This is a genomic window from Pseudomonas sp. GM60 (genome assembly GCF_000282415.1).
In the GTDB taxonomy this organism is placed as follows: domain Bacteria; phylum Pseudomonadota; class Gammaproteobacteria; order Pseudomonadales; family Pseudomonadaceae; genus Aquipseudomonas; species Aquipseudomonas migulae.
The window spans coordinates 43,521-68,050 of record NZ_AKJI01000030.1 but is presented as its reverse complement, the minus strand read 5'-3'; the positions used below and the strand labels follow the sequence as shown (position 1 = coordinate 68,050).

18 protein-coding genes are annotated in these 24,530 nt (G+C 59.5%); 8 read left to right on the top strand and 10 right to left on the bottom strand.

Annotated features, from left to right (window positions below):
* The first annotated feature begins 17 nt into the window (after nucleotides 1-17).
* From PMI32_RS22300 to PMI32_RS22325, 6 genes are all read left to right on the top strand, one after another.
* Entirely contained in the window at nucleotides 18-344 is a 327-nt protein-coding gene (locus tag PMI32_RS22300; protein WP_008026350.1) for a DUF485 domain-containing protein, read from the top strand.
* Entirely contained in the window at nucleotides 344-2,005 is a 1,662-nt protein-coding gene (locus PMI32_RS22305; RefSeq protein WP_008026348.1) for a cation acetate symporter, read from the top strand. The genes PMI32_RS22300 and PMI32_RS22305 overlap by 1 nt, the downstream gene beginning before the upstream one ends.
* Before the next feature lie 60 nt (nucleotides 2,006-2,065).
* Entirely contained in the window at nucleotides 2,066-3,838 is a 1,773-nt protein-coding gene (locus tag PMI32_RS22310; protein WP_008026346.1) for an acyl-CoA dehydrogenase C-terminal domain-containing protein, read from the top strand.
* Nucleotides 3,839-3,965: 127 nt separating this feature from the next.
* The gene (locus PMI32_RS22315; RefSeq protein ID WP_008026343.1) at nucleotides 3,966-5,234 is read left to right on the top strand and encodes an OprD family porin; all 1,269 of its coding nucleotides are present in this window, start codon (nucleotides 3,966-3,968) and stop codon (nucleotides 5,232-5,234) included.
* A gap of 186 nt (nucleotides 5,235-5,420) precedes the next feature.
* A complete protein-coding gene (locus tag PMI32_RS22320; protein WP_008026341.1) occupies nucleotides 5,421-6,074 on the top strand; it encodes a hydrolase in 654 nt (217 codons plus the stop codon).
* A gap of 205 nt (nucleotides 6,075-6,279) precedes the next feature.
* Nucleotides 6,280-7,428 (top strand): MalY/PatB family protein, encoded by a 1,149-nt coding sequence (locus PMI32_RS22325; RefSeq protein WP_008026338.1) that lies wholly within the window; start codon nucleotides 6,280-6,282, stop codon nucleotides 7,426-7,428.
* 125 nt (nucleotides 7,429-7,553) lie between these two features.
* On the opposite strand, the gene PMI32_RS22330 is transcribed toward PMI32_RS22325, so the two are convergent.
* The 4 genes from PMI32_RS22330 to PMI32_RS22345 all read right to left on the bottom strand — a co-directional run bounded on the left by PMI32_RS22330 (nucleotide 7,554) and on the right by PMI32_RS22345 (nucleotide 14,526).
* Complete coding sequence (locus PMI32_RS22330) at nucleotides 7,554-9,473, bottom strand: hybrid sensor histidine kinase/response regulator (RefSeq protein ID WP_008026336.1); 1,920 nt, start codon at nucleotides 9,471-9,473, stop codon at nucleotides 7,554-7,556.
* An 87-nt stretch (nucleotides 9,474-9,560) separates the two neighbouring features.
* Complete coding sequence (locus PMI32_RS22335; RefSeq protein WP_008026333.1) at nucleotides 9,561-10,469, bottom strand: zeta toxin family protein; 909 nt, start codon at nucleotides 10,467-10,469, stop codon at nucleotides 9,561-9,563.
* A 128-nt stretch (nucleotides 10,470-10,597) separates the two neighbouring features.
* Complete coding sequence (locus PMI32_RS22340; RefSeq protein WP_008026332.1) at nucleotides 10,598-12,877, bottom strand: ATP-dependent DNA helicase; 2,280 nt, start codon at nucleotides 12,875-12,877, stop codon at nucleotides 10,598-10,600.
* The gene (locus tag PMI32_RS22345; RefSeq protein ID WP_008026330.1) at nucleotides 12,874-14,526 is read right to left on the bottom strand and encodes a VRR-NUC domain-containing protein; all 1,653 of its coding nucleotides are present in this window, start codon (nucleotides 14,524-14,526) and stop codon (nucleotides 12,874-12,876) included. The genes PMI32_RS22340 and PMI32_RS22345 overlap by 4 nt, the downstream gene beginning before the upstream one ends.
* 221 nt (nucleotides 14,527-14,747) lie before the next feature.
* Here PMI32_RS22345 and PMI32_RS22350 point away from each other — a divergent pair, with 221 nt between their 5' ends.
* Nucleotides 14,748-14,972 (top strand): YgdI/YgdR family lipoprotein, encoded by a 225-nt coding sequence (locus tag PMI32_RS22350; RefSeq protein ID WP_008026328.1) that lies wholly within the window; start codon nucleotides 14,748-14,750, stop codon nucleotides 14,970-14,972.
* A 99-nt stretch (nucleotides 14,973-15,071) separates the two neighbouring features.
* On the opposite strand, the gene PMI32_RS22355 is transcribed toward PMI32_RS22350, so the two are convergent.
* From PMI32_RS22355 to PMI32_RS22375, 6 genes are all read right to left on the bottom strand, one after another.
* Nucleotides 15,072-16,919 carry a polyurethane esterase gene (locus PMI32_RS22355; protein ID WP_008026326.1) on the bottom strand — a complete coding sequence of 616 codons (1,848 nt, stop codon included), beginning with the start codon at nucleotides 16,917-16,919 and terminating at the stop codon, nucleotides 15,072-15,074.
* Between the two features lie 27 nt (nucleotides 16,920-16,946).
* Nucleotides 16,947-18,323 carry a TolC family outer membrane protein gene (locus PMI32_RS22360; protein WP_008026325.1) on the bottom strand — a complete coding sequence of 459 codons (1,377 nt, stop codon included), beginning with the start codon at nucleotides 18,321-18,323 and terminating at the stop codon, nucleotides 16,947-16,949.
* Between the two features lie 2 nt (nucleotides 18,324-18,325).
* Entirely contained in the window at nucleotides 18,326-19,660 is a 1,335-nt protein-coding gene (locus tag PMI32_RS22365) for an HlyD family type I secretion periplasmic adaptor subunit (protein WP_008026322.1), read from the bottom strand.
* Complete coding sequence (locus PMI32_RS22370) at nucleotides 19,657-21,423, bottom strand: type I secretion system permease/ATPase (RefSeq protein ID WP_008026320.1); 1,767 nt, start codon at nucleotides 21,421-21,423, stop codon at nucleotides 19,657-19,659. The genes PMI32_RS22365 and PMI32_RS22370 overlap by 4 nt, the downstream gene beginning before the upstream one ends.
* Before the next feature lie 80 nt (nucleotides 21,424-21,503).
* Entirely contained in the window at nucleotides 21,504-21,890 is a 387-nt protein-coding gene (locus PMI32_RS0128700) for an AprI/Inh family metalloprotease inhibitor (RefSeq protein WP_032828618.1), read from the bottom strand.
* A 73-nt stretch (nucleotides 21,891-21,963) separates the two neighbouring features.
* Nucleotides 21,964-23,421: a serralysin family metalloprotease gene (locus tag PMI32_RS22375; protein ID WP_008026316.1), complete on the bottom strand. Its 1,458-nt coding sequence runs from the start codon at nucleotides 23,419-23,421 to the stop codon at nucleotides 21,964-21,966.
* A gap of 410 nt (nucleotides 23,422-23,831) precedes the next feature.
* Here PMI32_RS22375 and PMI32_RS22380 point away from each other — a divergent pair, with 410 nt between their 5' ends.
* Nucleotides 23,832-24,488, top strand: a complete 657-nt coding sequence (locus PMI32_RS22380; protein ID WP_032828617.1) for a lysozyme inhibitor LprI family protein — start codon at nucleotides 23,832-23,834, stop codon at nucleotides 24,486-24,488.
* The last annotated feature ends 42 nt before the right edge of the window (nucleotides 24,489-24,530 follow it).

The window sequence follows — 24,530 nt, the reverse complement described above, 5'->3', positions numbered from 1 at the left end:
ACAATGTGGAGCGCATCATGATCGACATCCATGCAACCGATACCCAACGCTGTGAACGTATTCGGACCAACCCGAAATTCCTGCAACTGGTCAGCAGTCGCTCGCGCCTGGCCTGGTCGTTGAGTGCTGCGGTGCTGGGCACTTATTACCTGTTCATGTTCGTGGTGGCGTTTGCCCCGCAATGGCTGCACGCGCCGCTCGGCGAGCACCGGATGTTGACCCTGGGCATGCCGGTTGGCGCGGCGATCATTGTTTTTTCCTGGTTGCTGACCGGTTGGTACGTCTACAGCGCCAACACGCGCTTCGATGCGCTGGGTGCGGCCATTCTTGAGGAGAGCAAGTGATGCGTAAACTCATCCTCGCCGCAGCCTGCCTGTTGCCGGCCTCCGTTGTATTCGCTGCACCCGCGTTGGGAACCATCGAAAAACAACCGCTGAACCTGCATGCGATCGGCATGTTCTTCGTGTTTGTTCTCGGCACATTGGCCATCACTTGGTGGGCCGCGCGCCAGACCAAATCCACCTCGGACTTCTACACCGCCGGCGGTGGCATCACCGGGTTTCAGAACGGCTTGGCGATTGCCGGCGACTACATGTCCGCCGCTACGTTGCTGGGGCTGTCCAGCCTGGTATTCGCCAAGGGTTACGATGGTTTCATCTACACCATCGGCTTCTTTGTCGGTTGGCCGATCATCACCTTCCTGATGGCCGAGCGGCTGCGCAATCTGGGGCGCTACACCTTTGCAGACATCGTCTCCTACCGACTGGACCAGAACAAAGTGCGGATCTTCGCTGCGTTCGGTTCGTTGACGGTGGTGTGTTGCTACCTGATCGTGCAGATGGTCGGTGCCGGCCAGTTAATCAAATTGCTGTTCGGCCTCGACTACCCGGTAGCGGTGGTGATCGTCGGCGCGTTGATGCTGGTGTATGTGATCTTCGGCGGCATGATCGCAACGACCTGGGTGCAAATCATCAAGGCTGTGTTGCTGCTGGCCGGCGGCACGACTCTCGCGGGCATGGCCATGTCGCAGTTCGGTTTCAGCTACGAAACCCTGGCCACCAAAGCGGTCGAAGCGCATGCCAGCGGCTGGAATATCATGGGCCCCGGCTCAATGCTCGCCGACCCGATCAACACCGCGTCAATGTCTCTCGGCCTGGTATTCGGCATTGCCGGTCTGCCGCACATTCTGATGCGCTTCTTCACCGTACCCAACGCCAGGGAAGCGCGTAAATCGGTGTTCTACGCCACCGGTTTCATCGGTTTCTTCTTCCTCGTGGTCTGCACCCTGGGCTTCGCCGCGATGGTGATCATCGGCACCGATCCGCAGTACTACGTCAACGGTGAAGTAGGCGGCGCCTTGATTGGCGGCGGCAACATGGTCGCGATGCACTTGGCCAAAGCGGTAGGTGGCAACCTGTTCCTCGGGTTCCTCTCGGCCGTGGCGTTCGCCACCATCCTTGCGGTGGTCTCCGGCCTGGCCCTGGCCGGTGCATCGGCGATTTCCCACGACCTCTACGCCACCGTATTCAAGAAAGGCAACGCCACCCAGAAACAGGAAATGCGCGTCACCCGCATGGCCACCGTGGGCCTGGGCATCATCGCGATTCTGCTGGGCATCCTGTTCGAGAAGATGAACGTCGCGTTCCTGGTCGGCCTGACCTTCGGCATCGCCGCCTCGACCAACTTCCCGGTACTGATCATGGCCATGTACTGGAAAGGCCTGACCACCAAAGGCGCGATCATCGGCGGTTTTGCCGGCCTGATCTGCGCGCTGGTGCTAGTGATCCTGTCCCCGGCCGTGTGGGTGACCGTGCTCGGTCATGCTCACGCCCTCTTCCCGTACGACCACCCGGCGCTGTTTTCCATGCCGCTGGCGTTCCTGGTGATTGTTGTCGTGTCCCGACTCGACCGCAGTGTGCGGGCCGACAAGGAACGTGACGCCTACGCCGACCAGTTCGTGCGCGCCCAGACCGGTCTCGGTGCTGCCAGCGCTTCCAGTCATTGATTGAAAGGCACGGTGCCCGGTTGCGGCGCCGTGCACAACCGTCCTGTCGAGGTTCACGTTATGCCCGAATTCAAAGCCCCCCTGCGCGATCTGCGCTTCGTCCTGCATGAGGTGTTTGACGCCCCGGCCCTGTGGGCACGCCTGCCTGCCCTGGCTGACAACATCGATGCTGGCATCGCCGACGCGATCCTTGAGGAAGCGGGAAAAGTCACCGCGCACCTGATCGCACCCTTGAACCGCAGCGGCGACGAAGAAGGCGCACAGTGGCATGAAGGTCAGGTGACCACGCCCATCGGCTTCAAACAGGCTTATGCCACGTACATCGAGGGTGGCTGGGTCGGTCTGTCCGGTAATCCCGAGTTCGGCGGCATGGGCATGCCGAAAATGCTCGCCGTGCAGTTTGAAGAAATGCTCTACGGCTCCAATTCCAGTTTCGCGCTGTATTCGGCATTGAGTTCCGGTGCGTGCCTGGCGCTGGATGCCCACGCCAGCGAGACCTTGAAAGACCTGTACCTGCCGCCGATGTATGAAGGTCGCTGGGCCGGCTCCATGTGCCTGACCGAAGCCCATGCCGGCACCGATCTGGGGATCATCCGCACTCGCGCCGAACCTCGGGCGGATGGCAGTTTCAGCATCACCGGCAGCAAGATATTCATCACCGGCGGCGATCAGGACCTGACCGAAAACATCGTCCATCTGGTGTTGGCAAAACTGCCCGACGCGCCGGCCGGACCAAAAGGCATCTCGCTGTTTGCGGTGCCCAAAGTGCTGGTCAATGCCGACGGTTCCCTTGGCGCGGCCAACGCCGTAAGTTGCGGTTCGATCGAACACAAGATGGGCATCAAGGCCTCGGCCACCTGCGTGATGAATTTCGACGGTGCCAGCGGCTGGCTGGTGGGCGAAGCCAACAAAGGCCTCGCAGCGATGTTCACCATGATGAACTACGAACGCCTGTCCATCGGTATTCAGGGCATTGGCTGCGCCGAAGCGTCCTATCAGAGTGCGGTGGCCTACGCCCGTGAACGCATTCAAAGCCGCGCCCCGACCGGCACCGTGGCCGCGGACAAAGTCGCCGATCCGATCATCGTCCACCCCGATGTGCGCCGCATGCTGCTCAGCATGAAAGCCATGACTGAAGGTGGCCGCGCGTTCGCCAGTTATGTCGGGCAGCAGCTCGATCTGGCGAAGTTCTCCGACGATGCGCAAGAACGCGAGAGCGCCCAGAGCCTGGTCGCGCTGCTGACGCCGATTGCCAAGGCCTTCTTCACCGACACCGGTCTGGAGAGCTGCATCAACGGCCAGCAAGTGTTCGGCGGCCATGGCTACATCCGCGAATGGGGCCAGGAACAATTGGTCCGCGACGTGCGCATCGCGCAGATCTATGAAGGCACCAACGGCATTCAGGCGCTGGACCTGCTCGGGCGCAAAGTGCTGGCCGATAACGGTTTCGCGTTGCGTCAGTTCACCGGCGAGATTCGGCATTTCGCCCACCAGCCTGACGCGCCCTACAGCGCGCAACTGTTCGATGCCGTGCAGCGCCTGGAAGACCTGAGCGACTGGTTGCAGGACCGGACAGCGACCAACCGCAACGAAGTCGGCGCCGCTTCCGTGGAGTATTTGCACCTGTTCGGGTATGTGGCCTACGCCTGGTTGTGGGCGCGCATGGCGCAGGTTGCCCGGCAAAAGCGAAGCGACGACGAAGGCTTTTACGGTGCGAAGATCGCCACCGCCGACTTCTACTTCCATCGCCTGCTGCCGCGCATTTTGAGCCTCGAACAATCGATTCGCGCCGGCAGTGCCTCGTTGTTCGGCCTGAGCGCCGAGCAGTTCTAACGATTGAACCGCACGCGGCGCCACGCTCCTCTCTTTTCGGCGCTCGCGTTTTTTCTTGGTAAGCCCTCGCCCGGTTGGCGAGGGTCGCGCAAGCCGTCATTTCATAATAAAAACAAAGGGGCTTCACATGGATCGCAACACCCGCACTCTCGCTACCCGACTGTTGCTGGCCGGCGGCGTCATCAGCCTCTCGGCCCCCGCCGCTGCTGACTTTATCAAGGACAGCAAGGCCAGCCTTGAGCTACGCAACTTCTACTTCAACCGTGACTATCGTCAGACCAACGCGGCGCAATCGAAACAGGAGGAATGGGCGCAGGGCTTCCTGTTGCGCTACGAATCCGGCTTTACCGAGGGGCTGATCGGGGTCGGTTTCGATACGATCGGCCTGGTAGGCGTCAAACTCGACTCCAGCCCGGATCGCGCCGGCTCCGGCCTGCTCCAGCGCCATCGCGACACGCGCAAAGGCGCGCAGGACGAGTACGGTGAACTGGGCCTGACCGCCAAACTGCGTGCGTCCAAAAGCACATTGAAACTGGGCACATTGCTGCCCAAGCTGCCGACGGTATTGGCCAACGATTCACGGCTGTTGCCGCAAACCTTCAAGGGCGGCCAGCTGACTTCGCTGGAAGTCGAAGGCCTGACCGTGGATGCCGGACGGCTGACGCAGGTCAACCAGCGCGACTCCTCGGACTATGAGGACATGGGCATCACCCGAACCGGCGCCAAGGGCATCACCAGCCGCCATTTGGACAGCGACAGCTTCGATTTCGCCAGCCTGAACTACAAATGGACCAGTAACCTCGCCACTGGTTATAGCTACGGCCACCTCGACAATTTCTACAGCCAGCACCTGGTCAACCTGACCTACGTGTTGCCGGTCACCGTGGGTCAATCGTTGAAGACTGATCTGCGGTTCGCACGCTCCATCGATGATGGCGGCAGTAATGTCGACAACAAGGCAATTGGCGCCATGTTCACCTACAACTTCGGTGGGCATGCGTTCGGCCTGGGCTATCAAGGCATGAGCGGCGACACCGGGTATGCCTACATCAATGGCACCGATGCGTTCCTGGTGAACTTCGTACAGATCGGCGACTTTGCCAGCAAGGACGAAAAATCCTGGCAGGCCCGTTACGACTACAACTTTGCCGCCCTCGGCATTCCCGGCCTGACGTTCATGACCCGCTACATCAACGGTACCGATATAGACCTGGGTAACAACCGCCCTGAAGGCAAGGAATGGGAGCGCGATACCGATATCGGGTATGTCGTGCAGAGCGGGCCGCTGAAAAACGTCGGCGTGAAATGGCGCAATGCGACAGTGCGCTCGACAAATTTTGGCAGTGATCTGGATGAAAACCGTTTGATCGTCAGTTACACGTTGCCGATCTGGTAAGGCGGCATAACGGCCACCATCGTTTCGCCAGCAAGCCGGCTCCTACAGGGGGGGCGTACACCCCGATCCTGTAGGAACTGGCTAGCCTCGCCCCGCAAGAAAGTCAAAACACAGCACATCGGTTCAATATCCCCGCCCGACTCTACGCCACCATGGCCTCCTCACTCACCCCGTAAGGACATCGCCATGGCTATCGCAAAAGCAGTACCCGGCAAAACCCTGCTGACCCCAACCGACCACACGCTGATCATGATCGACCACCAGTCGCAAATGTCCTTTGCCACCAAGTCGATTGACGCCGTGACCCTGCGCAACAATGCCGCGCTGGTGGCCAAGGCTGCACGTGGCTTCAAGGTCTCGACCATCCTCACCACCGTTGCCGAAAAGAGCTTCTCCGGCCCGATCTTCGACGAAATCAAATCGGTGTTCCCGGAACACAATGTCATCGACCGCACCAGCATGAACACCTGGGAAGACGAGCGCATTGCCGTTGAAGTGAATAAGTTCGGCAAACAGAAAATCGTCCTCGCCGGCCTGTGGACCTCCGTGTGCATCGTCGGCCCGGCGCTGTCGGCCATCGACCAGGGTTTTGAGGTGTATGTGATTGCCGACGCCTGTGGCGACGTCACCACCGAAGCCCATGAAATGGCGATGCAGCGCATGATCCAGATCGGCGCGCGGCCGATGACTTCGTTGCAATACCTGCTTGAATTGCAGCGCGACTGGGCTCGCGGTGAAACCTATGACGAAACCGTGAAAACCTCGATTGCCAACGGCGGCGCCTATGGTCTGGGGCTGATCTACGCCAAGAGCATGTTCGGCGCGTCCGAAGCTCACTAAGCAACAGCCGCGACTCCGGGCAAACCGGAGTCGCTTCCCCTCGCGAAGAACTGAGTTTTTTGTAGGAGCAAGCTTGCTCGCGATGGGGCCGTCACAGCCCGCATCGATGCAATTGAACCTCCGCCTTCGCTAGCAGGCTCGCTCACACAGGGGTTGGCGTTTATCATGAGCGCCGAAAACAACCCTGCCTTGTATGAGACTGAGCATGACCTTCGATTTTGATCAGGTGTTCGACCGCCACAACACCGGCAGTACCAAGTGGAGCCGCTACCCGGCCGACGTATTGCCGATGTGGGTTGCCGACATGGATTTTGCCGCGCCACCGGTGATCATCCAGGCCCTGCAAAAACGTCTGGAACACCCGTTGCTCGGCTACAGCGTGGCGCAGGATGACTTGCGCAATGCCATCGTGACCGACCTCTGGGACAAGTACGCCTGGCGCGTCGAGCCGCAAGAGCTGGTTTTCCTGCCGGGCGTGGAATCGGGTTTCAACATGGCCCTGAATGCGCTGGTCCAGCCGCAACAGAATGTCGTGGTGCAAACGCCCAACTACCCACCACTGCGTCATGCACCGGGGCATTGGGGGCTGAACAAGGTTGAACTGAATTTCGAGGCGATGGCTGATGGCACGTACGCCACGCCGCTTCAGGCCTTGCGCCAGTCGCTGGAAGGCGGCGGTGCGCTGCTGCTGAGCAACCCGCACAACCCGTTGGGCAAGGCGTTCCCAAGGGAAGAACTGCAAGCCGTGGCCGATATCTGCGTGGCGCAGGGCGCCTGGATCATTTCCGACGAAATTCATGCCGAACTGTGCTTCGACGGCCGCCAACACATTCCCACCGCATCGTTGAGCCCGGAAATCGCCCAGCGCACCATCACGCTGATGTCGGCGAGCAAGGCCTACAACATCGCAGGCCTGAAGACTTCGTTCATGATCATTCAGGACCGTGCCCTGCGCGAGCGCGTCAACCATGCGCGCTGCGGCATGGTCGACAGCGTCAATCCGCTGGGCATGGAAGCGACACGTGTTGCTTACACCGAAGGTGCGCCGTGGCTGGCCGCGCTCAAGGACTACCTGCAAAGTAACCGCGATTATCTGGTGGAAGCCGTTCGCACGCGCTTGCCCGGCATCAGCATGAATGTGCCTCAGAGCACTTACCTGGCCTGGCTCGACTGCTCGGCGCTGGGGTTGGAGAACCCGCAGCAGTTCTTCCTTGAAAAGGCGAAAGTCGGGCTTAGCCCTGGCCTGGATTTCGGCGATGACAGCCAACAGTTCGTGCGCCTGAACTTCGGCTGCCCGCGCGCGTTGCTGGAGGAAGGCATCGCAAGGATGGAGCGCAGTTTGCGCGACCGCTAACAAGCCCCCCTTGCCGGCGATGACATCCGCAAGGTCACCGCAGGGTACAAGGGCCAATCGCCGGCAAGCCGGCTCCTACGGGCGTGGGAGAATAAGCGCGGGTGTTTGAAGAGCCGGGTGGTTTATTACCGTAATGTCGAGGCGATGATTTCCACCAGGTTGAGTTGCGTGAATGGTTTGGACAGGCGTGGGAGCCTGGTCGCAAAGCCTTCCAGCCGCTCGGCGTAACCGGTGGCGAGGATGATCGGCAGGTCGGGCCTGATGCTTCGGATCGCCTGCGCCAGTTGCGCACCGTTCATTTGCGGCATGGCCATGTCGGTAATGACCAGGTCGATGACCTGTTCGCTGTCGAGCACTGTCAGCGCTTGAGCCCCGGATACCGCACTGATCACCTGATGGCCCAGATCTTCGAGCAACAGGCAGGTACTGGTCAGCACCAGGCTGTCGTCATCCACCACCAGCACGCACAGACGAGGCACCGGCGGTGCGGCTTCCTCCTGGGCAGGCTTGGCGATCGAACCCTGCGTGGCGACGGGAATCCACAGTTCGGCCGTGGTGCCCTTGCCCTTCTGGCTCTTTAGAATGAATCGCCCGCCCAATTGTTCGATGAAGCCATGCACCATCGACAATCCCAGCCCCGTACCTTTGCCGACCCCTTTGGTGGTGAAGAACGGGTCCATCGCCACGGCAAGTGTGGCGTCGTCCATGCCCTCCCCGGTGTCATTGATGCTCAGGCAAACATAACGACCTGTCATTGGCCTGAGCGAGGAATGATCGCCGGCGTCTTCAGACCGGGCGCTGATCAGGAGCTTGCCGCCATGGGGCATGGCGTCGCGGGCATTGGTCGCCAGGTTCAGGACTGCCAGTTCGAGCTGATTTTTGTCAGCCCAAACAGGCTCGATTGTTTCCGTAAAACGGGTTTCGAGGACTACGGAAGGTCCGAGGGAACTGCGCAACAGGCCGGTGATACCCTCCACCAGCGTCGGTATCTCGACGGACTCGGTCTTCAGTTCCTGACGCCTGGCAAAGGCCAGCATGCGCTGGGTCAGCGCCACTCCGCGCAAGGCGCCTTGAGTGGCGTTGTCCAGCAATCGGGTGATCTTCGAATCGTCCCCGATTCGCTTGCGCACGATTTCCAGATTGCCAAGGATCACCGTCAACAAATTATTGAAGTCATGGGCAATCCCCCCGCTCAATTGCCCGATGGCTTGCATTTTTTGCGCCTGGAAAAGCGCTTCACGGGTTTGTTCGAGCGCCTGCTGAGCGCGGGTCGCTTCAGTGATATCCCGGGTGATCTTGGCGAAACCGAGCAACGTCCCGGTATCGCCCCAGATCGGATCGACCACGACATGCGCCAGGAACCGCGTGCCGTCCTTGCGCACTCGCCAGCCTTTGTTCTCGAATCGCCCCTCACGGATGGCAATGTCCAGCGTGCGCTTCGGTTCGCCGGCTGCGCGGTCTTCCGGGGTGTAAAACATCGAAAAATGCTGACCGATCACTTCTTCGGGCAAGTAACCCTTGATGCGCTGGGCACCAGGGTTCCAGTTGGTCAGCCGTCCGTCAGCGTCGAGCATGTAGATGGCGTAGTCCGTGACACTTTGCACCAGCAGCCGGAACTGCTGTTCGCTTTGCTTGAGCACTTCTTCAGCCATTTTGCGGTCGGTCAGGTCCCGGGTGATCTTGGCAAACCCCAGCAACTTGCCCGTCGAATCGAGGATCGGATCGATCACCACATGGCACCAGAAATGCGTACCGTCCTTGCGCACCCGCCAGCCTTCCCCCTCGAATCGCCCTTCGCGAATGGCGGTGTCCAGGGCTCGTTGGGGCATCCCCTTGAGACGGTCCTCCTCGGTGTAGAACCGCGAAAAATGCTGGCCGAGGATTTCCGCTTCTTCATACCCTTTGAAACGTCGAGCGCCGGCATTCCAACTGGTGATGATGCCGTCGGGATCAATCATGTAGATCGCGTAGTCAATCACCGCATCGATCAACAGGCGAAAGCGCCCGTCCTCGATGGTGCTGGCTTTGCCTCGATCTTCGTTCATTGAGCCCTCACGTCGTGATTGTTTTTTGAGGAGTATGCGACAAACCCGGGGTTTGGAAAGCCGAAATGCCCCGCTCGACGCAAAGTCTTATCGGTTTGCGTATCTGACAATGCAGGCATACAAATCGTTGTATACGAAACTCGGAACATGCTGGGTATGACCCGCGATCTTGAGCAGCGCCAGATGGCACTCCTTGATAATTTCGTGGTGACCATTCACCGCAAATACAGGGTTATCAATAATCCGCGAGTAAACGATGTGCTCAAAATGCCTCAGGGTTGTCGTTTTGGTCAGCGTGCCGTCGGCATCCAGGGTGTAAGTGCTCTGAGCCCGTATCGCCCGCTCTTTCAACACGCCGAATCCGCGTTCGTACACGGTGATTTGTGAACCGCTGATCGCTTTTGAAGCGGTCTCGATGGCCAGGATGATCGCTTGTGCATACCCCATGCTGGCAGCCAGTGTTGATCCCGTCAGAAATCTTTCCATTTCCTGGTTTTCGAGGCTGTTGAGTGCTCTCTTGATGCTCGACACGTGAGCGAACTCTTGAGTACAGCCAACGATATGGGTCTCGAACTGATAACCGGCGGCTGTTGCCGTCGGCGGAAAAGCCGCGAAATTGAGGCTGTCGAACGCGCACTCCATGACGATGTTGTATTTGCCGACGAATGCCTGCGTAAAGATCATCGCGCTGACCTCACGTACAAACGCCTCTGTATGCTCATACGCATGCAGAACGCCAAGCTTGATCATCTCGGCGTAGTGAGGGTGTTTTTTCCGGTATTCGGGCAGGTATAGCCGCACGTAGTTTTTGTAGCGGCCCGAAGGCAGAAGACTTTTTTCAAGCAGATACGTTTTGCCCGATCCCTGCAGGCCGGCAACGATCAGCATTTTCGGGGTTGCCTCGGCCGTGATGCTGCTGAACAGCGTCGCTTTTATTTCATCGAATGCGGCCGTGACCTGCTCTTGGGTGTACGTATAGTTCGGTGCTGCTGACATACCTTGATTTCCTTATCAAAGACTGGCTTGAAAGTGATGATTGCCTCTATGAATAAAGCGGGCATTCGCCACTTGTTCAAATGGCTGTGTTTTTCAAGGTATGTCGATGTTTTTAAAGGTAAAAAATCCTACTCAGCCGAGAGCGAAATCGCCGGAGCAACCGACCACCAGCGCGGCAGCAGTTGCTTGACCTTGCTGTCGCCAAACCGGTCATCAATCAACATCACCACCCCCTCATCCTGCTGGGTGCGGATCACTCGCCCTGCGGCCTGCACCACTTTCTGCACGCCGGGAAACAGGTAGGTGTAGTCATAACCGGCACCGAAAATCGCGGCCATGCGATGTTTCAACTGTTCATTGACCGGGTTGAGTTGCGCCAGGCCCAAGGTGGCGATGAATGCACCGATCAACCGCGCGCCGGGCAAGTCGATGCCTTCGCCAAATGCCCCGCCCAGCACTGCGAAGCCAACTCCCTGGCTGTGGGCGGTGAATTGATCGAGAAAGTCCTGGCGCCGGGCTTCTCCCATACCCCGGGATTGCGCCCACACCGTGATGTGTGGGTGTTTTTCGGCGAGCAATTGCGCGACTTGCTGCAAGTAATCGAAGCTGCTGAAAAACGCCAGGTAGTTGCCGGGGCGTTGACTGAACTGCCGGGCAATCAGCTCGACGATCGGCGCCAGGGACGACTGTCGATGGACGAACCGCGTGGATATCTGACTGACGATATGGACCTTCAACTGGTCAGCGTGAAACGGTGATTCGACATCGATCCACACCGTGTTCGCCGGCGTCCCGAGGAGATCCCCATAGTAATGACGCGGGCTCAACGTCGCGGAAAACAGCACGGTACTGCGTGCAGCCGTCAGGCGCGGGCGGATGAAACCGGCAGGCACCACGTTGCGCAGGCACAGTAGCGAGAGCGGTTTTTTACGCTCGAGGTCCCGCTTGCTGATGTCGAACAGAAACTGTTCGTCGAAGAGTTCGGCAATGCGGCAGAATTGCAGCATGTCGAAATAAAACGTCTGCAAGGCGCTGTCCAGGCCCTGCGGGTGATCATTGAGGTAATCGCCGATGCTTGCACTGCACGAGGACAGCGCCTGAAGCAATTTTTCCGGAAGCTTGTCGTAGGCCTGATACGCACCAAGTTGCAGGTTATGCAGGGCGTTCCACTCACGATTGACCCGTTGCAGGGATTTCTTCAATGGCTCGGGCGCGGTTTTACGCACGCCGTTGAGGGCCGACTGGTCGAGACCGGCGCTGTACATCTGCCGGCCGCGCTCCACCAGGTTGTGGGCTTCGTCCACCAGCACCGCGACTTTCCAGTTATTGGCCTGGGCCAGCCCGAACAGCAGCGCACTGAAATCGAAATAGTAGTTGTAGTCGGCGACCACCACGTCTGACCAACGGGCCATTTCCTGGCTCAGGTAATACGGGCACACCGCATGTTTCACGGCCACCTCGCGCAAGGCATTCTGGTTCAACAGTGACAGCTCGCTGGCGGCCTGGCGCGCGGCCGGCAAGCGATCATAGAAGCCTTGGGCCAACGGGCAGGATTCGCCGTGGCAGGCTTTGTCCGGATGTTCGCAGGCCTTGTCCCGGGCGATCATCTCCAGAACCCGCAGCGGCGGCGCATCCGCGCTGTCGAGGATCACCTGCGCAGCATCGAGCGCCAGCTTGCGCCCCGGCGTTTTTGCCGTGAGGAAGAACACCTTGTCCAGTTGCTGCGGCGCCAGCGCCTTGAGCATCGGAAACAGCGTGCCGAGCGTCTTGCCGATGCCGGTCGGCGCCTGCGCCATCAGGCAGCGGCCGGTGCTGACCGCCTTGAACACCGACTCGGCCAAATGCCGTTGGCCTGGACGAAAACCGGCATGGGGAAACGCCAGTTGCTGCGCCGCGCCGTTGCGCGCCTCGCGATGGGCCATTTCCTGTTCGGCCCAATGCAGGAACAGTTGGCAATGGTGTTCAAAGAACACCTGCAGTTCCTCAGCGCTGAAGGCCTCGACCAGGCAGGTTTCCTTTTCGCTGACGATGTCGAAATACACCAGCGCCAAGTTGATCTGCGCCAGGCCCAGTTTCTGGCACATCAACCAGCCATAGACCTTGGCCTGCGCCCAATGCAGTTGACGATGGTTGGCCGGTTGTTTGCTCAAGTCCCCGCGATAGGTTTTGACTTCTTCCAGGCAGTTTTGCGCCGGGTCGTAGCCGTCCGCCCGGCCCTTGACCTTCAACGTCTGGTACAGACCTTCAAGCGCGACCTCACTCTGGTAACCCTCGCTACGCCGGGACGCCACCGTACGGTGGCCGACGATCCCTTCCAGTGCCGTCGGCGAGGGCGTGAAGCGCAGGTCGAGGTCCCCGACCTTGGCGGTGAATTCACACAACGCCCGCACCGCGATGCTGTAGCTCAAGCGTCCTGCTCCGCCCACTGCACGTAGCAAACAGCAATCGGCATCTGGTGTTCATGGCAGAACTCGAGCCAGCGCAACTGGTTGTCCTGCAGGCGATCACCGGGGCCTTTGACTTCGATCATGCGGTAGGTCTTGTGCTGCGGCCAGAACTGGATCAGGTCCGGCATGCCGGCGCGGTTGGCCTTGATGTCCAGCAGCAGGCGGTTGAACCAGTGTTTGAGGTGCTCGGCGGGCAGGCAATCGAGGGCCTGTTCAAGCAGTGGTTCGCTCAACGCGCCCCAGAACACGAAAGGCGACTGCACGCCCCACTTGGCGGCGTACCGCTCATGGATGGTCTGGCGGTAACGCCCGTCATCCAGTTCGGCGAGGCAGGCCTGAAACAGGTCGGCCCGGCGCGCCTGGAAGTCTTCATTGAGCAAATCCGCCGGCCCGCGCTGGAACGGGTGGAAAAACGCCCCCGGTAACGGCGCAAAGATTGCCGGCCAGCACAGCAACCCGAACAACGAGTTGATCAGGCTGTTTTCGACGTAATGCACCGGCGCCGACGCCTCCGCCAGATGCGCCTGAACGTAAAACTCCACCGACAGCGTCGGGTCGGTTCTGGGCAGTTGCAGATCGAGACGCTGCATTTCCCGTGGGGAGGATCGTTTCACTGCCGGCCCGCCGAGTTTGCGCCGCAGCCTGGGCACCACTCGCAGTAATTGCTGTTGTTCGGCGGCGCTTTCCGGCGATTGCCCGGCTGCAACGGCCAGGTCCATGGCCAATTGATACTCGCCGCAGCGCTCCAGCACACGAATCAATCGCGACCGTGCGCCAGGCCAGGCGCACTCGTGGTATATGCCCAGGGCATTGGCGAAATCCGCCACGCGTTCGCAGTGCTGACCGATCTGGAACAGCAATTTACTGCGCCGTTTTTGCAGCCAGGGATTGCTCAGCGCCAGCCCGTTGATCTGCTCGACAACCGTCGGCACCGCTTCACCGGCCTCGAACTGCTGCTGACAGTCATGGAGAAACAGGCAGGCATCCACGTCCTCGCGACTGCGCAAACCGCGTGATTCCGCGCAGAACTCGACTTTTTCATAGGTAAAGATGCCGAGGTCGGCAAGCACGAATTCCGACCAGTCCTGGTAAAGATTGCCGAAAAACATCAGGCGCAGGCGATCGCACAAGCCCATGATAGTCAGGCTGAACAACCGATCATTCAGTGGCGCGCACCACTGATTGAAGGGTTGTACCTCGGGAAACCGTTCGCTCAATGCAGGCAGCCAGTCGGACTTTTTCCCTTTGGGCTGATCGATGGCTGCGCCGAAACATTGAAGGATTTCGGCCTTGAGCAACGCCTCGAACACCACGTCGAGCGGCAGCGGCGCCTGCTCATCGATCCAACCCTGGGCCAACAATGGCTCAGCGGCCATGGCAATGTCGCCGATCTCGACGTAATGCAGTTTGCTCGCCCGGAAGTGAACGCCCTTGCGCATGACCATCCGGACCAGGAGCGCACGGGGTTCCCGGGGCAGTCGATTGAACTCACGGATGAAGCATTGCTCCTCGACACTCAATACATCGGCATAACGATGTTCAAGCCAATCAAGCACTTGCATGAAGTTATTCAAGTAATAGAACGGATCGTCGAGGGGATTTGTGGTCACAGGGAAACAGGGCCGTGGCGAACGAGTACTGGTTATGCGTACAGATACCAGCTACGACCCGTCCGGTGCAAACGGAAAAGGATAAGCGGCGGCGCGATCCGGTTTTTTTGGGTGGCCCGTCGAACTTTCCGGGGATCCGTCGCACCAACGGCGGTAGAAGTGCAGCGGCGATTGAAGGATTTGAAGCAGTCGCGCTGATTTTTGGAGGATGAGAGGTGGCTATGAATATCAAGACACTGGGTTTGCCACTGGTAGCGGCAGCCCTTCTGGCCCTGGCCGGTTGCTCGACGCCAACGGTGGTGACGCTGCAGAACGGCACTCAATATTTGACCAAGGACATGCCAAAAGCCAATACCAAAGAAGGCTTTTACGAGTTCGAAGATATTTCCGGGGCGAAAGTGAAGGTCAAGGTTAATGACGTGGCCACGGTTCGCAAGGAAGACTGAAGACCGCGTTATCGTTCATCGCCGGCAAGCCAGCTCCTACAGAAATCTTGTAGGAGCCGGCTTGCCGGCGAAGAGGCCCTTACAGGCGCCACATCACCTTCAGGCAATGACGACATTGGCCAGGCTATCCAGCCCAACCCCGACCAGCGTCACCGAATCACCACCAAACGTCAGCACCGTGTCTTGCCCCACAACCGTGGCATGGGCGCGTACGTCATCATTCGGCGCCCCCCCCTGAACCCCGAGAAACACCAGTTTGTCGTTCGCCTGATAACCGACGATCCGATCCTGGCCAAACGCGCCACTGAACAGGAACGTATCGATCCCGCCACCCGCCTCCATCAGGTCATTTCCTGCCCCGCCCACCAACACGTCGTTGCCTTGGCCGCCCACCAGATGGTCGTTGCCGTCCAGACCAAACACCCAATCACCGCCGGGATGCGCCTTCAACGTATCGGCCCCCGCTCCGCCCTTCAGCGTGGACGCGTACTGCGTCAGGTCATTGCCCGTCGCAAGGCCGTTGGCGGTGACCTTGTGGGTCACGTCATCCTTGAACAGCCCCCAGAGAAACCCCGGCTCCTTCGTGACAATGCTGCCGATATCGCGGGTGATGCTGATGCCGCCCTGCGCATCGCGGATGTACAAATTCCCCGCGCCGTCATTGGCGAAATCGAAGTTTTTCACTGACTGCTGCAGATCCAGCACGTTACTGCCCTTGCCACCCAGCACGATGTTGTAGCCGCCGCCGTCGCGGAAAGTGTCATTGCCGTCGCGGCCTTCCAGGTAATCGTTGCCCTTGCCGCCCTGAATCAGGTCGTTGCCGTCGCTGCCAATGATAAAGGTGCTGCCCTTGTGGGTTACGGCGTTGCGGTTGAGGTCCTGAACCCAGGTGGTGCTGCGCGCCGGGTCAGAGAGGTTGGCAACAATGACGGTCGAGTCCTTGCTGGTGAGGTCGTAGAACTTCGACTCCAGCACCCGCGTCATGCCATCGCCATACCCCGTGGGCAGGTGGGAAATCCAGGTCGGTATATTGAGAATGGAATACGGCAGCACATTCCACACCGTCGAGGCGTAATGATCGTTGAAGCTGACAATGTTGTTGGTCGCCGAGTCCTGATGCGCATCGTGCACGCCCAGCGACGACAGGTTGAAGGACGAGCCGTCGAGCGCGCGGAACACCGGGTCATTCTCATAACCGACGTTCAGCACTTTATCGGTGCTGCTTTGCGTCGGTGAGGCGTAGGCGATGTAGTTGGCATCCTTGTAGAACCCGGCCCACTTGTCGTTGCTCAGGTCCGCCAGGCTATTGACCGCCAGCCCGCCAAGGCTGTGGCCACTGACCAGCACGTCCTTGCCCGACAAGCCATTGGCCCGGGCAAACGCGGCAACATCGGCAAGCAAGTCGCCGAAGGCCTCACCTACGTAGTTTTTCGCGTAATCCTTGGGGCCCAATGCTGCCAGCACGTCGTTGATCACGTCGGCGATCGAATCGCTGATCAGGCTTTCCCGAGGTCCACTGGTGCCGCGAAAGGCCACGCCGATTTCACTGAGATGGCCCTGCGCATCGTACTTGCCGAGGATCTCCACTTGGGCGCTGGTGTACCCGGCCTTTTCGCCGAAGAACGTACCGCGCGCATCAACCTTGCCGTCGTAACCCAGCTGCGCAGCGGTGATCGGCGTCCAGCCGGCTTGCTGCACCGCCGCCAGCGCGGCTTTTTCCGAATCCGGGTTCCACGGCACGCCGGGAATCACCCCCTGGGAGTCAGTACCGCCAATCAACGCGGTCACCAGCGTCGCCGGCAAACCCAGGCCGAAGCCATTGTGCTGATAACCGGTGGCAAAGCCGTTATCGAGGTTGTGATAGGAGTACAGCGTGATTGCCATGGCGTCGGTGAACAACGCCTTTGAATCTGCTGTGCCGAAGTTTTTGTAGTCGTACACACCCATGGTAAAGCCTCTCTTTTGTTGGAATTGTCAGAGATCTTTCCGGCGTTCCTTCGGGCCTTGCCCAAATGCTTCGTCAACCTTGGCCAGGTCTTGCTCGTTCAAGGTGCCGGCGTAGTAATGCAACTTGGTCCATGCCATCAAATAGTCGTAGCGGCTCTGCGCGAGATCGCGGCGTGTGGTGTAGAGCTGCTGTTCGGCGTTCAGCGCGTCGAGGTTGACCCGCTCACCACCGAGAATGCTTTGCCGGGTCGACACCACCAGCGCTTCGGCGGACGTCAGTGCTTTCTGATAGGCCCGCAACTTATTCACCCCCGTCAGGCACGCGCTGAACTGGCGACGCAACTCGATCAGGGTTTCCCGTGTCTTGCCGTCCAGTTCGTATTCGGCCTGTTCCATGGCTCGGCTGGCCTGACGGGTCGACGCCGAGACACCGCCACCGGCGTACAGCGGGACGTTGACTTCGATGCCGATGGTGTTGGTGTCGTAGCGCTGGTTGTAGGTATTGCCGCTTTCCGATTCGTTCTGGCGCACCGTTGCGTAGGCGCTGACTTTGGGCAGGTGCCCGGCGCGATTGCGCTCCACCTCGTAGCGCGCCACTTCCAGCGCCTGACGTTGCGAGGCTAGGGCCGGATTGTTGGCGACCGCCATCTCATGCCAGGTGTCGTAATTGGCCGGTTGCAGGGTGAAGGTCTGAAACTGCTGATCCAGCGGCGCGAGATCACTGATATCGACGGCCGGCACGCCGATCAGCGCGCCCAGTTCTCGCAGGGACGCGTCCTGTTCGTTGCGGGCTTCGATTTCTTCGGCGATTGCCAGCTCGTAGCGTGACTCGGCTTCGAGGATGTCGGTGCGCGTGCCCTCGCCCTGACGGAACAATTGCTCGTTCTGCCTGAACTGTTGCTCGAAGGCTTTTTTCCTGGCCTGGGCGATGTCGATCTGGTCCTGGGCGAACAGCGCCTGGGTGTAGTTCTCCAGCACCCGCACCAGCAATTGCTGGCTCTTGCCGCGAAAGTTCTCATCGGCGAACAGCGACTGCGCCACGCCTTTGCGGTACGTCGCGTAGGCCTCGTAATCCAGCAGCGGTTGTTGCAGGGTCAACGACGAACCGTAACTGCTGTAGTTGCGGTCATCGCTCTGGTTTTGCCCGCGCTCGTTGAGGTAAGTGACCTTAGAGGTGTTGCGGCCCTTGTTGTAGTTGTAACCCAGTTTCGGCAGCAGCCCGGCGCGGCCGATCGCGCGGTTTTCAAGGCCGGCGTCGCGCTCCTTGATCGCGCCGAGGAACACCGGATCATTGCGCAACGCTTGCTCGTAGAGGTCGAACGGTCCCATGGCCATGGTCGGGTTACAGGTCAGCAGCACAAGGCTCGCCGCAAACACAGACAGCTTATTCATACAGCGCAACATCCTTATTCCTCGGTCAACGCGGAACCTGCCCGGTCGAGCAGCGGCTTGAACAGATAGTTGAGGAGCGAACGCTCGCCAGTGCGCACGAACATTTCCGCGGGCATGCCGGGCTTGATCACCAGGCCGTTGAGTTTTTCCATGGCGTGTTCGCTGACGCTGCTGCGCAGTACGTAATACGGAGCGCCGGTTTTCTCATCGACCATCTGGTCGGCGGAAATCAGGCTGACTTCGCCGGGAACCCGTGGCGTGCGGCTCTGGTTGAACGCGGTGAACAAAATGTCCACCGGCAAGTGCGTACCGACCTTGTCGATCAGGTTGATCGGCAGATGCCCTTCCACTTCCAGGCGAGTGCCCTGCGGAACGATTTCCAGCAGGGTTTCGCCCTGGCGCACCACCGCACCTTCGGTATGCACCCCGAGGTTGACCGCGATGCCGTCGGCGGTGGCGATGATTTCGCTGTGCTGCAAGTCGAAACCGGCGGAGGTCAGTTGCTCCTCCAGCGTCACGCTTTTGAGCTGTGCGTCGGCCAGCTGGGTGCGGACTTCTTTCTGGTACTCCTCGATGTGTTGTTGCAGTTTCAGCCGCGATTCGAGGATGCCCTGCTCCACCCGGCCGCTTTCGCCGGTGTTTTCTGCCAATTGTTGTTGCACCTGCGACAGTTGGCGCTGGTACTCCATCAGCCGATTGCGCGGGATGTAGCCGTTGTCCGCCAGCGGCTGAAGATTGCTCAGTTGCTGTTGCAGGGAACTGGCCTGGGCGGTCAAGTCCGAGCGTGCGCGGCGCATGCCGGCCAGTTGCGCGCCAGTGCCTTCGATGCTGGCGCGCAAGGCAGCCTGCTCGCGGGAAAACGCTTCACGGCGGCTGCTGAACAACTGCCGCTGGCCTTCCAGTACCAGCGCCAGACGCGGGTCGGGATGGTTGCTCAGTTCGGCGGGAAAACTCACTTGTTTGAGGTTGTCCCGTTCGCTTTGCCAGCGCGCCAGGCTGGCCCAGGCCATGCGGTATTGCGCTTGCAGGGATTGCACGTCGGCGGCGACTTGCGTCTGGTCGAGTTGAAACAGCGGCTGACCCAGCTTCACCGCTTGCCCCTCGCGCACCAGAATCCGGCTGACCACCCCGCTGCTCATCGATTGCACCGCTTTGCGCTTGCCCGAGACCACCACGGTGCCTTGCACCGGAATGCCTTGGTCGAGCGGCGCGAGACTGGCCCAAGTGAAGAAACTGCCGGCGCCGACGATGGCCAGAATCCAGCCCATGCGCGCAAAAAACCGCGCATCGCGCTCGGGGCGTTCGGCGATGTAGTCGTGTTCCATGTTGGCTTCGCTGAGGTTGCTCATACACCCGAATTCCTTGTCGAGGGCTGATACTGCCGGCTCATGCTCAGCCCACCCGGTGCCTGCGCAGGCTTTTGTTCCTGGGCGCCGGAAAGCGCCTTGAGCACGTCCTGGCTCGGGCCGAACGCTTGCAAACGACCGTCGTTGAGCACCAGCAACTTGTCTGCCTGGGCCAGCGCCGAAGAGCGGTGAGTCACCAGGATCACGCTGGTGCCCTGGGCCTTCATGTGCGCGATGGCACTGGCCAGCGCCGCTTCACCCACGGTGTCGAGGTTGGAGTTCGGTTCGTCCAGCACCACCAGGCTCGGCTTGCCGTACAAGGCACGTGCCAGTGCCACGCGCTGCTTCTGACCGCCGGACAAGCCACTGCCGTCCTCGCCGAGCAGCGTGTCGTAACCCTGAGGCATGCGCAGGATCAGTTCATGCACACCCGCCTGTTGCGCGGCGGCGACGACGGTTTGCGGATCAGCCTCACGGAACCGGGCGATGTTTTGCGCGATGCTGCCGCTGAACAGTTCGATGTCTTGCGGCAGATAACCGATGTAGGGACCGAGTTCGTCGCGATTCCAGCGATGGATATCGGCACCGTCGAGGCGCACCGTGCCACCAAGGGTCGGCCAGACGCCGACCAGCACTCGGGCCAGGGTCGACTTGCCGGAACCCGAAGCACCCAGCACGCCGAGCACTTCGCCGGCATCGAGACTGAAATTGACCAGGTGCAACGTCGCACCACGCTGCCCGGGAGGACCGGCGCTGACCTGTTCGAAACGGATGTGGCCCTTTGGTGCCGGCAGCGCCATGACGTCGTCGGCCGGCGGGAAGGCTTGCAGCAACGCATCGAGACGGCGGTAAGCGAGTTTGGCGCCGCTCCACTGTTTCCAGACCGCGATCAATTGATCGATGGGGCTCAGGACGCGGCCCATCAGGATCGAACCGGCAATCATCATCCCGGCGGTCATGTCGCCCTTGATCACCAGCAGCGCGCCCAGCCCCAATACGAGGGATTGCAGGCACAGACGCAAGGTTTTGCTCAGGGAGCTGATTACCGCGCCGGTGTCGCTGGCCTTGTTCTGCTGGCCGAGGAAACGCGAATGCACCTGGAACCAGCGATGACGCAAGGCGCTGAGCATGCCCATGGCTTGAATGGTTTCAGCGTTATGCAGGTGACTGGTGGCCATCTGGCTGGATTTTTGGGAGAAAACCGCCGCTTCTCCCAAAGGCTTTTTGGTCATGGCCTCATTGAGGCACGCCAGCCCGATCAGCACTACCGCGCCCGCCGTGGCAAACACGCCGAGCCAGACGTTGAACAGATAGATCACGAGCAAGTACACCGGGAACCAGGGGGCATCGAAGAAGGCGAACAGCGCCGGGCCGGTCACGAACTGGCGAATGTGAGTCAAATCCCCCAGCGACTGCCCGGCGGTGCCTTCGCCCCTGAACAAATTGCGCTCGAAAGCGGCCTGATAAACCCGCAGGTTGAAGCGGCGCTCCAGTTGGCTGCCGATACGAATGACGATAAAACTGCGAATAATCTCCAGCAAGCCGATAAACGCAAAGAACCCCACGACCATCAGCGACAACATGGCCAGCGTGGTTTCATTTTGCGATGACAGCACCCGATCATAGACCTGGAGCATATAAATAGAGGGCACTAACATCAGAATGTTGATTAGCGCCGTAAAACAACCGACGCTGATCAGAATGCTCTTGTAATCACCCAGCGCCCTTATTAACGGCGTGGAAACCGGGTTATTCGCCATCTTCATGGGCTCTTCCTGAGGTGTTATCCCTCGCCTGCCTGACGAGGTCGTTACTTACACTTTAATAACAACTTGGCGCCTCTCGATTAATCAAGCGGGTGCTCAAGTATTATGATCAGCCCGGACTTTGAAGTGCCTCGATACAGCCCGTCGCGCTGACGACTGAAAAACACAATCTTCGACCCTTCCTTGCCGGTGAGCGCGATGCCGTCGGGCTCAGGGAACCAGCCGACCGGTTGTTCCTCCAGCCATTCGACGAGGCACTCGGTGCCGTCGCCCAATGTCTGGTTGGCTTTGAATTCGAGGGGGCAAACGATCGACGAGTTGTCTTGCTGCGTCACCCGCCATTTTCCCGCCAGCTCCGACGGGTCTGCCAACTTCAGGCTGCTTGCCATGGCTACATCTCCAAAAAACATCATGAGCGCGGCTAACAGCCACACGTTTGTTTTGCAGGTAAAAGCGTTACAAATCATAGGCGTTTCACTCAGGTTCGTGGCTCAAGTGACAAAGGGCGGCGCATCGGCGCCGCCCTCCTTTTGCCTTGTATCAGGCCACGATGTCCGAGTACGCCGCCTGGCCGACGGTGCTGACCAGGAAGTCCGCCACGCCATGCCCGGAGAAATCCACCGACAGCAGGCTGTTACCACCGGAGGTCGTCAGCACGGCATCGCCCGCCGCACCCGTGAATGCGCTCACGAAATGCAGGCCTGCACCGTTGGTGATGCCGGTCAGGTCGATCTTGTCGAGGCCGCTGACAAAATCGAGGATCTGGTCGACTGCACCCGGTTTGGAGTCGCTGCTGGCGGCGAACACGAAGGTGTCCGAACCGGCGCCGCCCCACAACTTATCCGCACCGCCCGCGCCGTAAAGGATGTCGTTGCCGGCACCGCCCTTCAGCTCGTTGGAGACGCCGTTACCGATCAGCAAATCATTGCCCGAACCGCCAATGGCGTTTTCGACGGTGACGCCCTTGGCGATGGACACGTTACCCACCAGGCCGCCAACGTCGGAGAACGAGGTCTCATTGAGGTTGATCTTCTGGTTTTGGGTAAACCCGGAGAAATCCAGGGTGTCCTTGCCGCCCGCATCCCACACCGAAAACACGACCTTGTCCGCCGACGAAGATGCGCTCAGGAAATCGCGACCGGTGTTGGAGTTGAAGCCGTAAGTGGTGTCACCGGTGCGGGTGGTGGTGTTGGCGCCGTAGAGTTTCTGGATGGCCGCGATATCGTCGATCAACGGGCCCGACGCATAAGCTTCGACGCCGCCCTTGCTGAAGTTCTGGCTGGTGTTGCTTTCACTCCAGTAACTCATGACGCTGTAGCCGCGGGTGTCTTGCCCGTAGGACGCGTCGTTGTAGGTCGGTGCGCCTTCACCGGCGTTGTAGTCGCCGGGGTGAGCCAGACCAAGGGTGTGCCCGATTTCGTGGGTCAGGGTTTGCCGGCCGTAGTTGTTCAGGTCCGGGGTCTTGTTGGGCGTGTAGCTGCTGTTGATCAGGTACCAGGAAGTCCCGTCGTAACCTGCGCCCGTGCCAGGCAAATAAGCGAATGCCGCTGCGCCGTCCTGGCCGCCGCTGTAGTTGCCGAAGGTCATGTGGCCGTCGCCGCCGGTGGCCTTTTCCGTGAAGGTGACATTGGCGACGTCGGCCCAGGATTGCAGGGCGAGCACGGTCTGGCCTTTCTGCTGGGCACTGAACTGACTGAACCCGGTAATCCCGTGCTTGTTCATGGTGCTCGACGAGGCCGAGGTCAGGAACGTGTAGGTCAGTTCGATTTTGCCGCTGCCGTCCTTGTCCTGGTAGGCAGCTCCGTCGCGCAGCAATTGGGTGGCTGCCTGATCGACGGAAAACGAGGGTTTGCCATTGACCGTCAGATTGCCGCCACGGTCATATTGATGGCTGAAACTATTGATCTGGTTGAACGCAGAACTGGGAGCCGCCAAGGCTTGAAATGGCTGGAATGCCTGTTCAGCGGAATCAATAACGCTGTCTTTTACTTTCGACATAAACACACTTCCTTGTTTTGCTATGGAACAGTTTTTTTAGATAGCAACAATCTCTGGCGAGATCGTCCTATCACTCGCCCAATGAAGGCGAAAGAAAACTGACACAATTTGAAATCAATCGTCCACTACTTTTTTGGCGTCAAGTTTGCGCACTTCAGAATATGCCCGAAAACAATAGGCGCGATTAGACGTCGGTGTATTTAAAATAGTGAGCCAGCGTTATTGTCGGACAATCGACAATTTAAATATTAAATAAAGGTAAGTTGCCAGGATCAAAATTGTCCGACTATTGGCGTTTTGATTCGCGCACTTCCATGGGTAAAAATTAGACTTTTCGAAGAATGAGACCACACTGAATACCGGGTTAAGTTTCTTCGCGGGCCTTATGAAATGATCCGGGTGAAGCCGAGATGAAAAGGGTCACGCCCTTGTGGGTCAGGCTCATTACCGCCAGTGCATGTGCGGCAACGAGCCTGTGCGCGAATGCCGGGACTTCTACGGTCCTGGCAACCAGCTTCGACTGCGCCAGGGCCAGCGCTGCCATCGAGAAGCTGATCTGCCGCACCCCACAACTGAAGCAGATGGACATTGAGCTGACGCGCCTCTATCGCCTCGCGCTCACAGACGATCATTCCGTGCCGCGGCCTGACAAAGTCGAGATCGAACAACGGTTCTGGGTAGACGCCCGCAATCGCTGCTCTGCCGAGGCGGAACCCAAGGCCTGCACGATCCGCAGTTATGCCGAGCGTGCGCATCAGCTTCGCCAAGGCTCGGTGATTGCACGAACCAAGGACCCGAGCAGGCTCACCGACGGCCCGGTAGCCTTTCGTTGCACCGGGCTCAACGCGCTGATTGCCGTCACTTACTTCAATGTCGAGCCGCGTGTCGTGTACCTGAAATGGGCGAATACCTCTGCCACCCTTATCCAGGTGCCAAATGATTCCGCAACCCAATTCAACGGCAAGGATTACCGGGGGAGCTACAGCTTCTTGCAGAACGGCAGCGATGCCTTGTTCCAGATACCCGGCTCAGGGCAAATGAGTTGCACGGTCGAGCCGGTCGGCTGATTGCGCAACGGAACATCCTGTCCCGATGCGTTGGTGCAACCT

Excerpts from the sequence above, each read along its gene's own strand:
- PMI32_RS22370 (WP_008026320.1), bottom strand. The coding sequence starts at position 21,423 with ATGAAGATGGCGAATAACCCGGTTTCCACGCCGTTAATAAGGGCGCTG.
- PMI32_RS22330 (WP_008026336.1), bottom strand. The coding sequence starts at position 9,473 with ATGAACGAAGATCGAGGCAAAGCCAGCACCATCGAGGACGGGCGCTTT.
- PMI32_RS22320 (WP_008026341.1), top strand. The coding sequence starts at position 5,421 with ATGGCTATCGCAAAAGCAGTACCCGGCAAAACCCTGCTGACCCCAACC.
- PMI32_RS22355 (WP_008026326.1), bottom strand. The coding sequence starts at position 16,919 with ATGGGTGTGTACGACTACAAAAACTTCGGCACAGCAGATTCAAAGGCG.
- PMI32_RS22325 (WP_008026338.1), top strand. The coding sequence starts at position 6,280 with ATGACCTTCGATTTTGATCAGGTGTTCGACCGCCACAACACCGGCAGT.
- PMI32_RS22300 (WP_008026350.1), top strand. The coding sequence starts at position 18 with ATGATCGACATCCATGCAACCGATACCCAACGCTGTGAACGTATTCGG.
- PMI32_RS22365 (WP_008026322.1), bottom strand. The coding sequence starts at position 19,660 with ATGAGCAACCTCAGCGAAGCCAACATGGAACACGACTACATCGCCGAA.
- PMI32_RS22310 (WP_008026346.1), top strand. The coding sequence starts at position 2,066 with ATGCCCGAATTCAAAGCCCCCCTGCGCGATCTGCGCTTCGTCCTGCAT.
- PMI32_RS22315 (WP_008026343.1), top strand. The coding sequence starts at position 3,966 with ATGGATCGCAACACCCGCACTCTCGCTACCCGACTGTTGCTGGCCGGC.
- PMI32_RS22350 (WP_008026328.1), top strand. The coding sequence starts at position 14,748 with ATGAATATCAAGACACTGGGTTTGCCACTGGTAGCGGCAGCCCTTCTG.
- PMI32_RS0128700 (WP_032828618.1), bottom strand. The coding sequence starts at position 21,890 with ATGATTTGTAACGCTTTTACCTGCAAAACAAACGTGTGGCTGTTAGCC.
- PMI32_RS22380 (WP_032828617.1), top strand. The coding sequence starts at position 23,832 with ATGAAAAGGGTCACGCCCTTGTGGGTCAGGCTCATTACCGCCAGTGCA.
- PMI32_RS22335 (WP_008026333.1), bottom strand. The coding sequence starts at position 10,469 with ATGTCAGCAGCACCGAACTATACGTACACCCAAGAGCAGGTCACGGCC.
- PMI32_RS22375 (WP_008026316.1), bottom strand. The coding sequence starts at position 23,421 with ATGTCGAAAGTAAAAGACAGCGTTATTGATTCCGCTGAACAGGCATTC.
- PMI32_RS22360 (WP_008026325.1), bottom strand. The coding sequence starts at position 18,323 with ATGTTGCGCTGTATGAATAAGCTGTCTGTGTTTGCGGCGAGCCTTGTG.
- PMI32_RS22305 (WP_008026348.1), top strand. The coding sequence starts at position 344 with ATGCGTAAACTCATCCTCGCCGCAGCCTGCCTGTTGCCGGCCTCCGTT.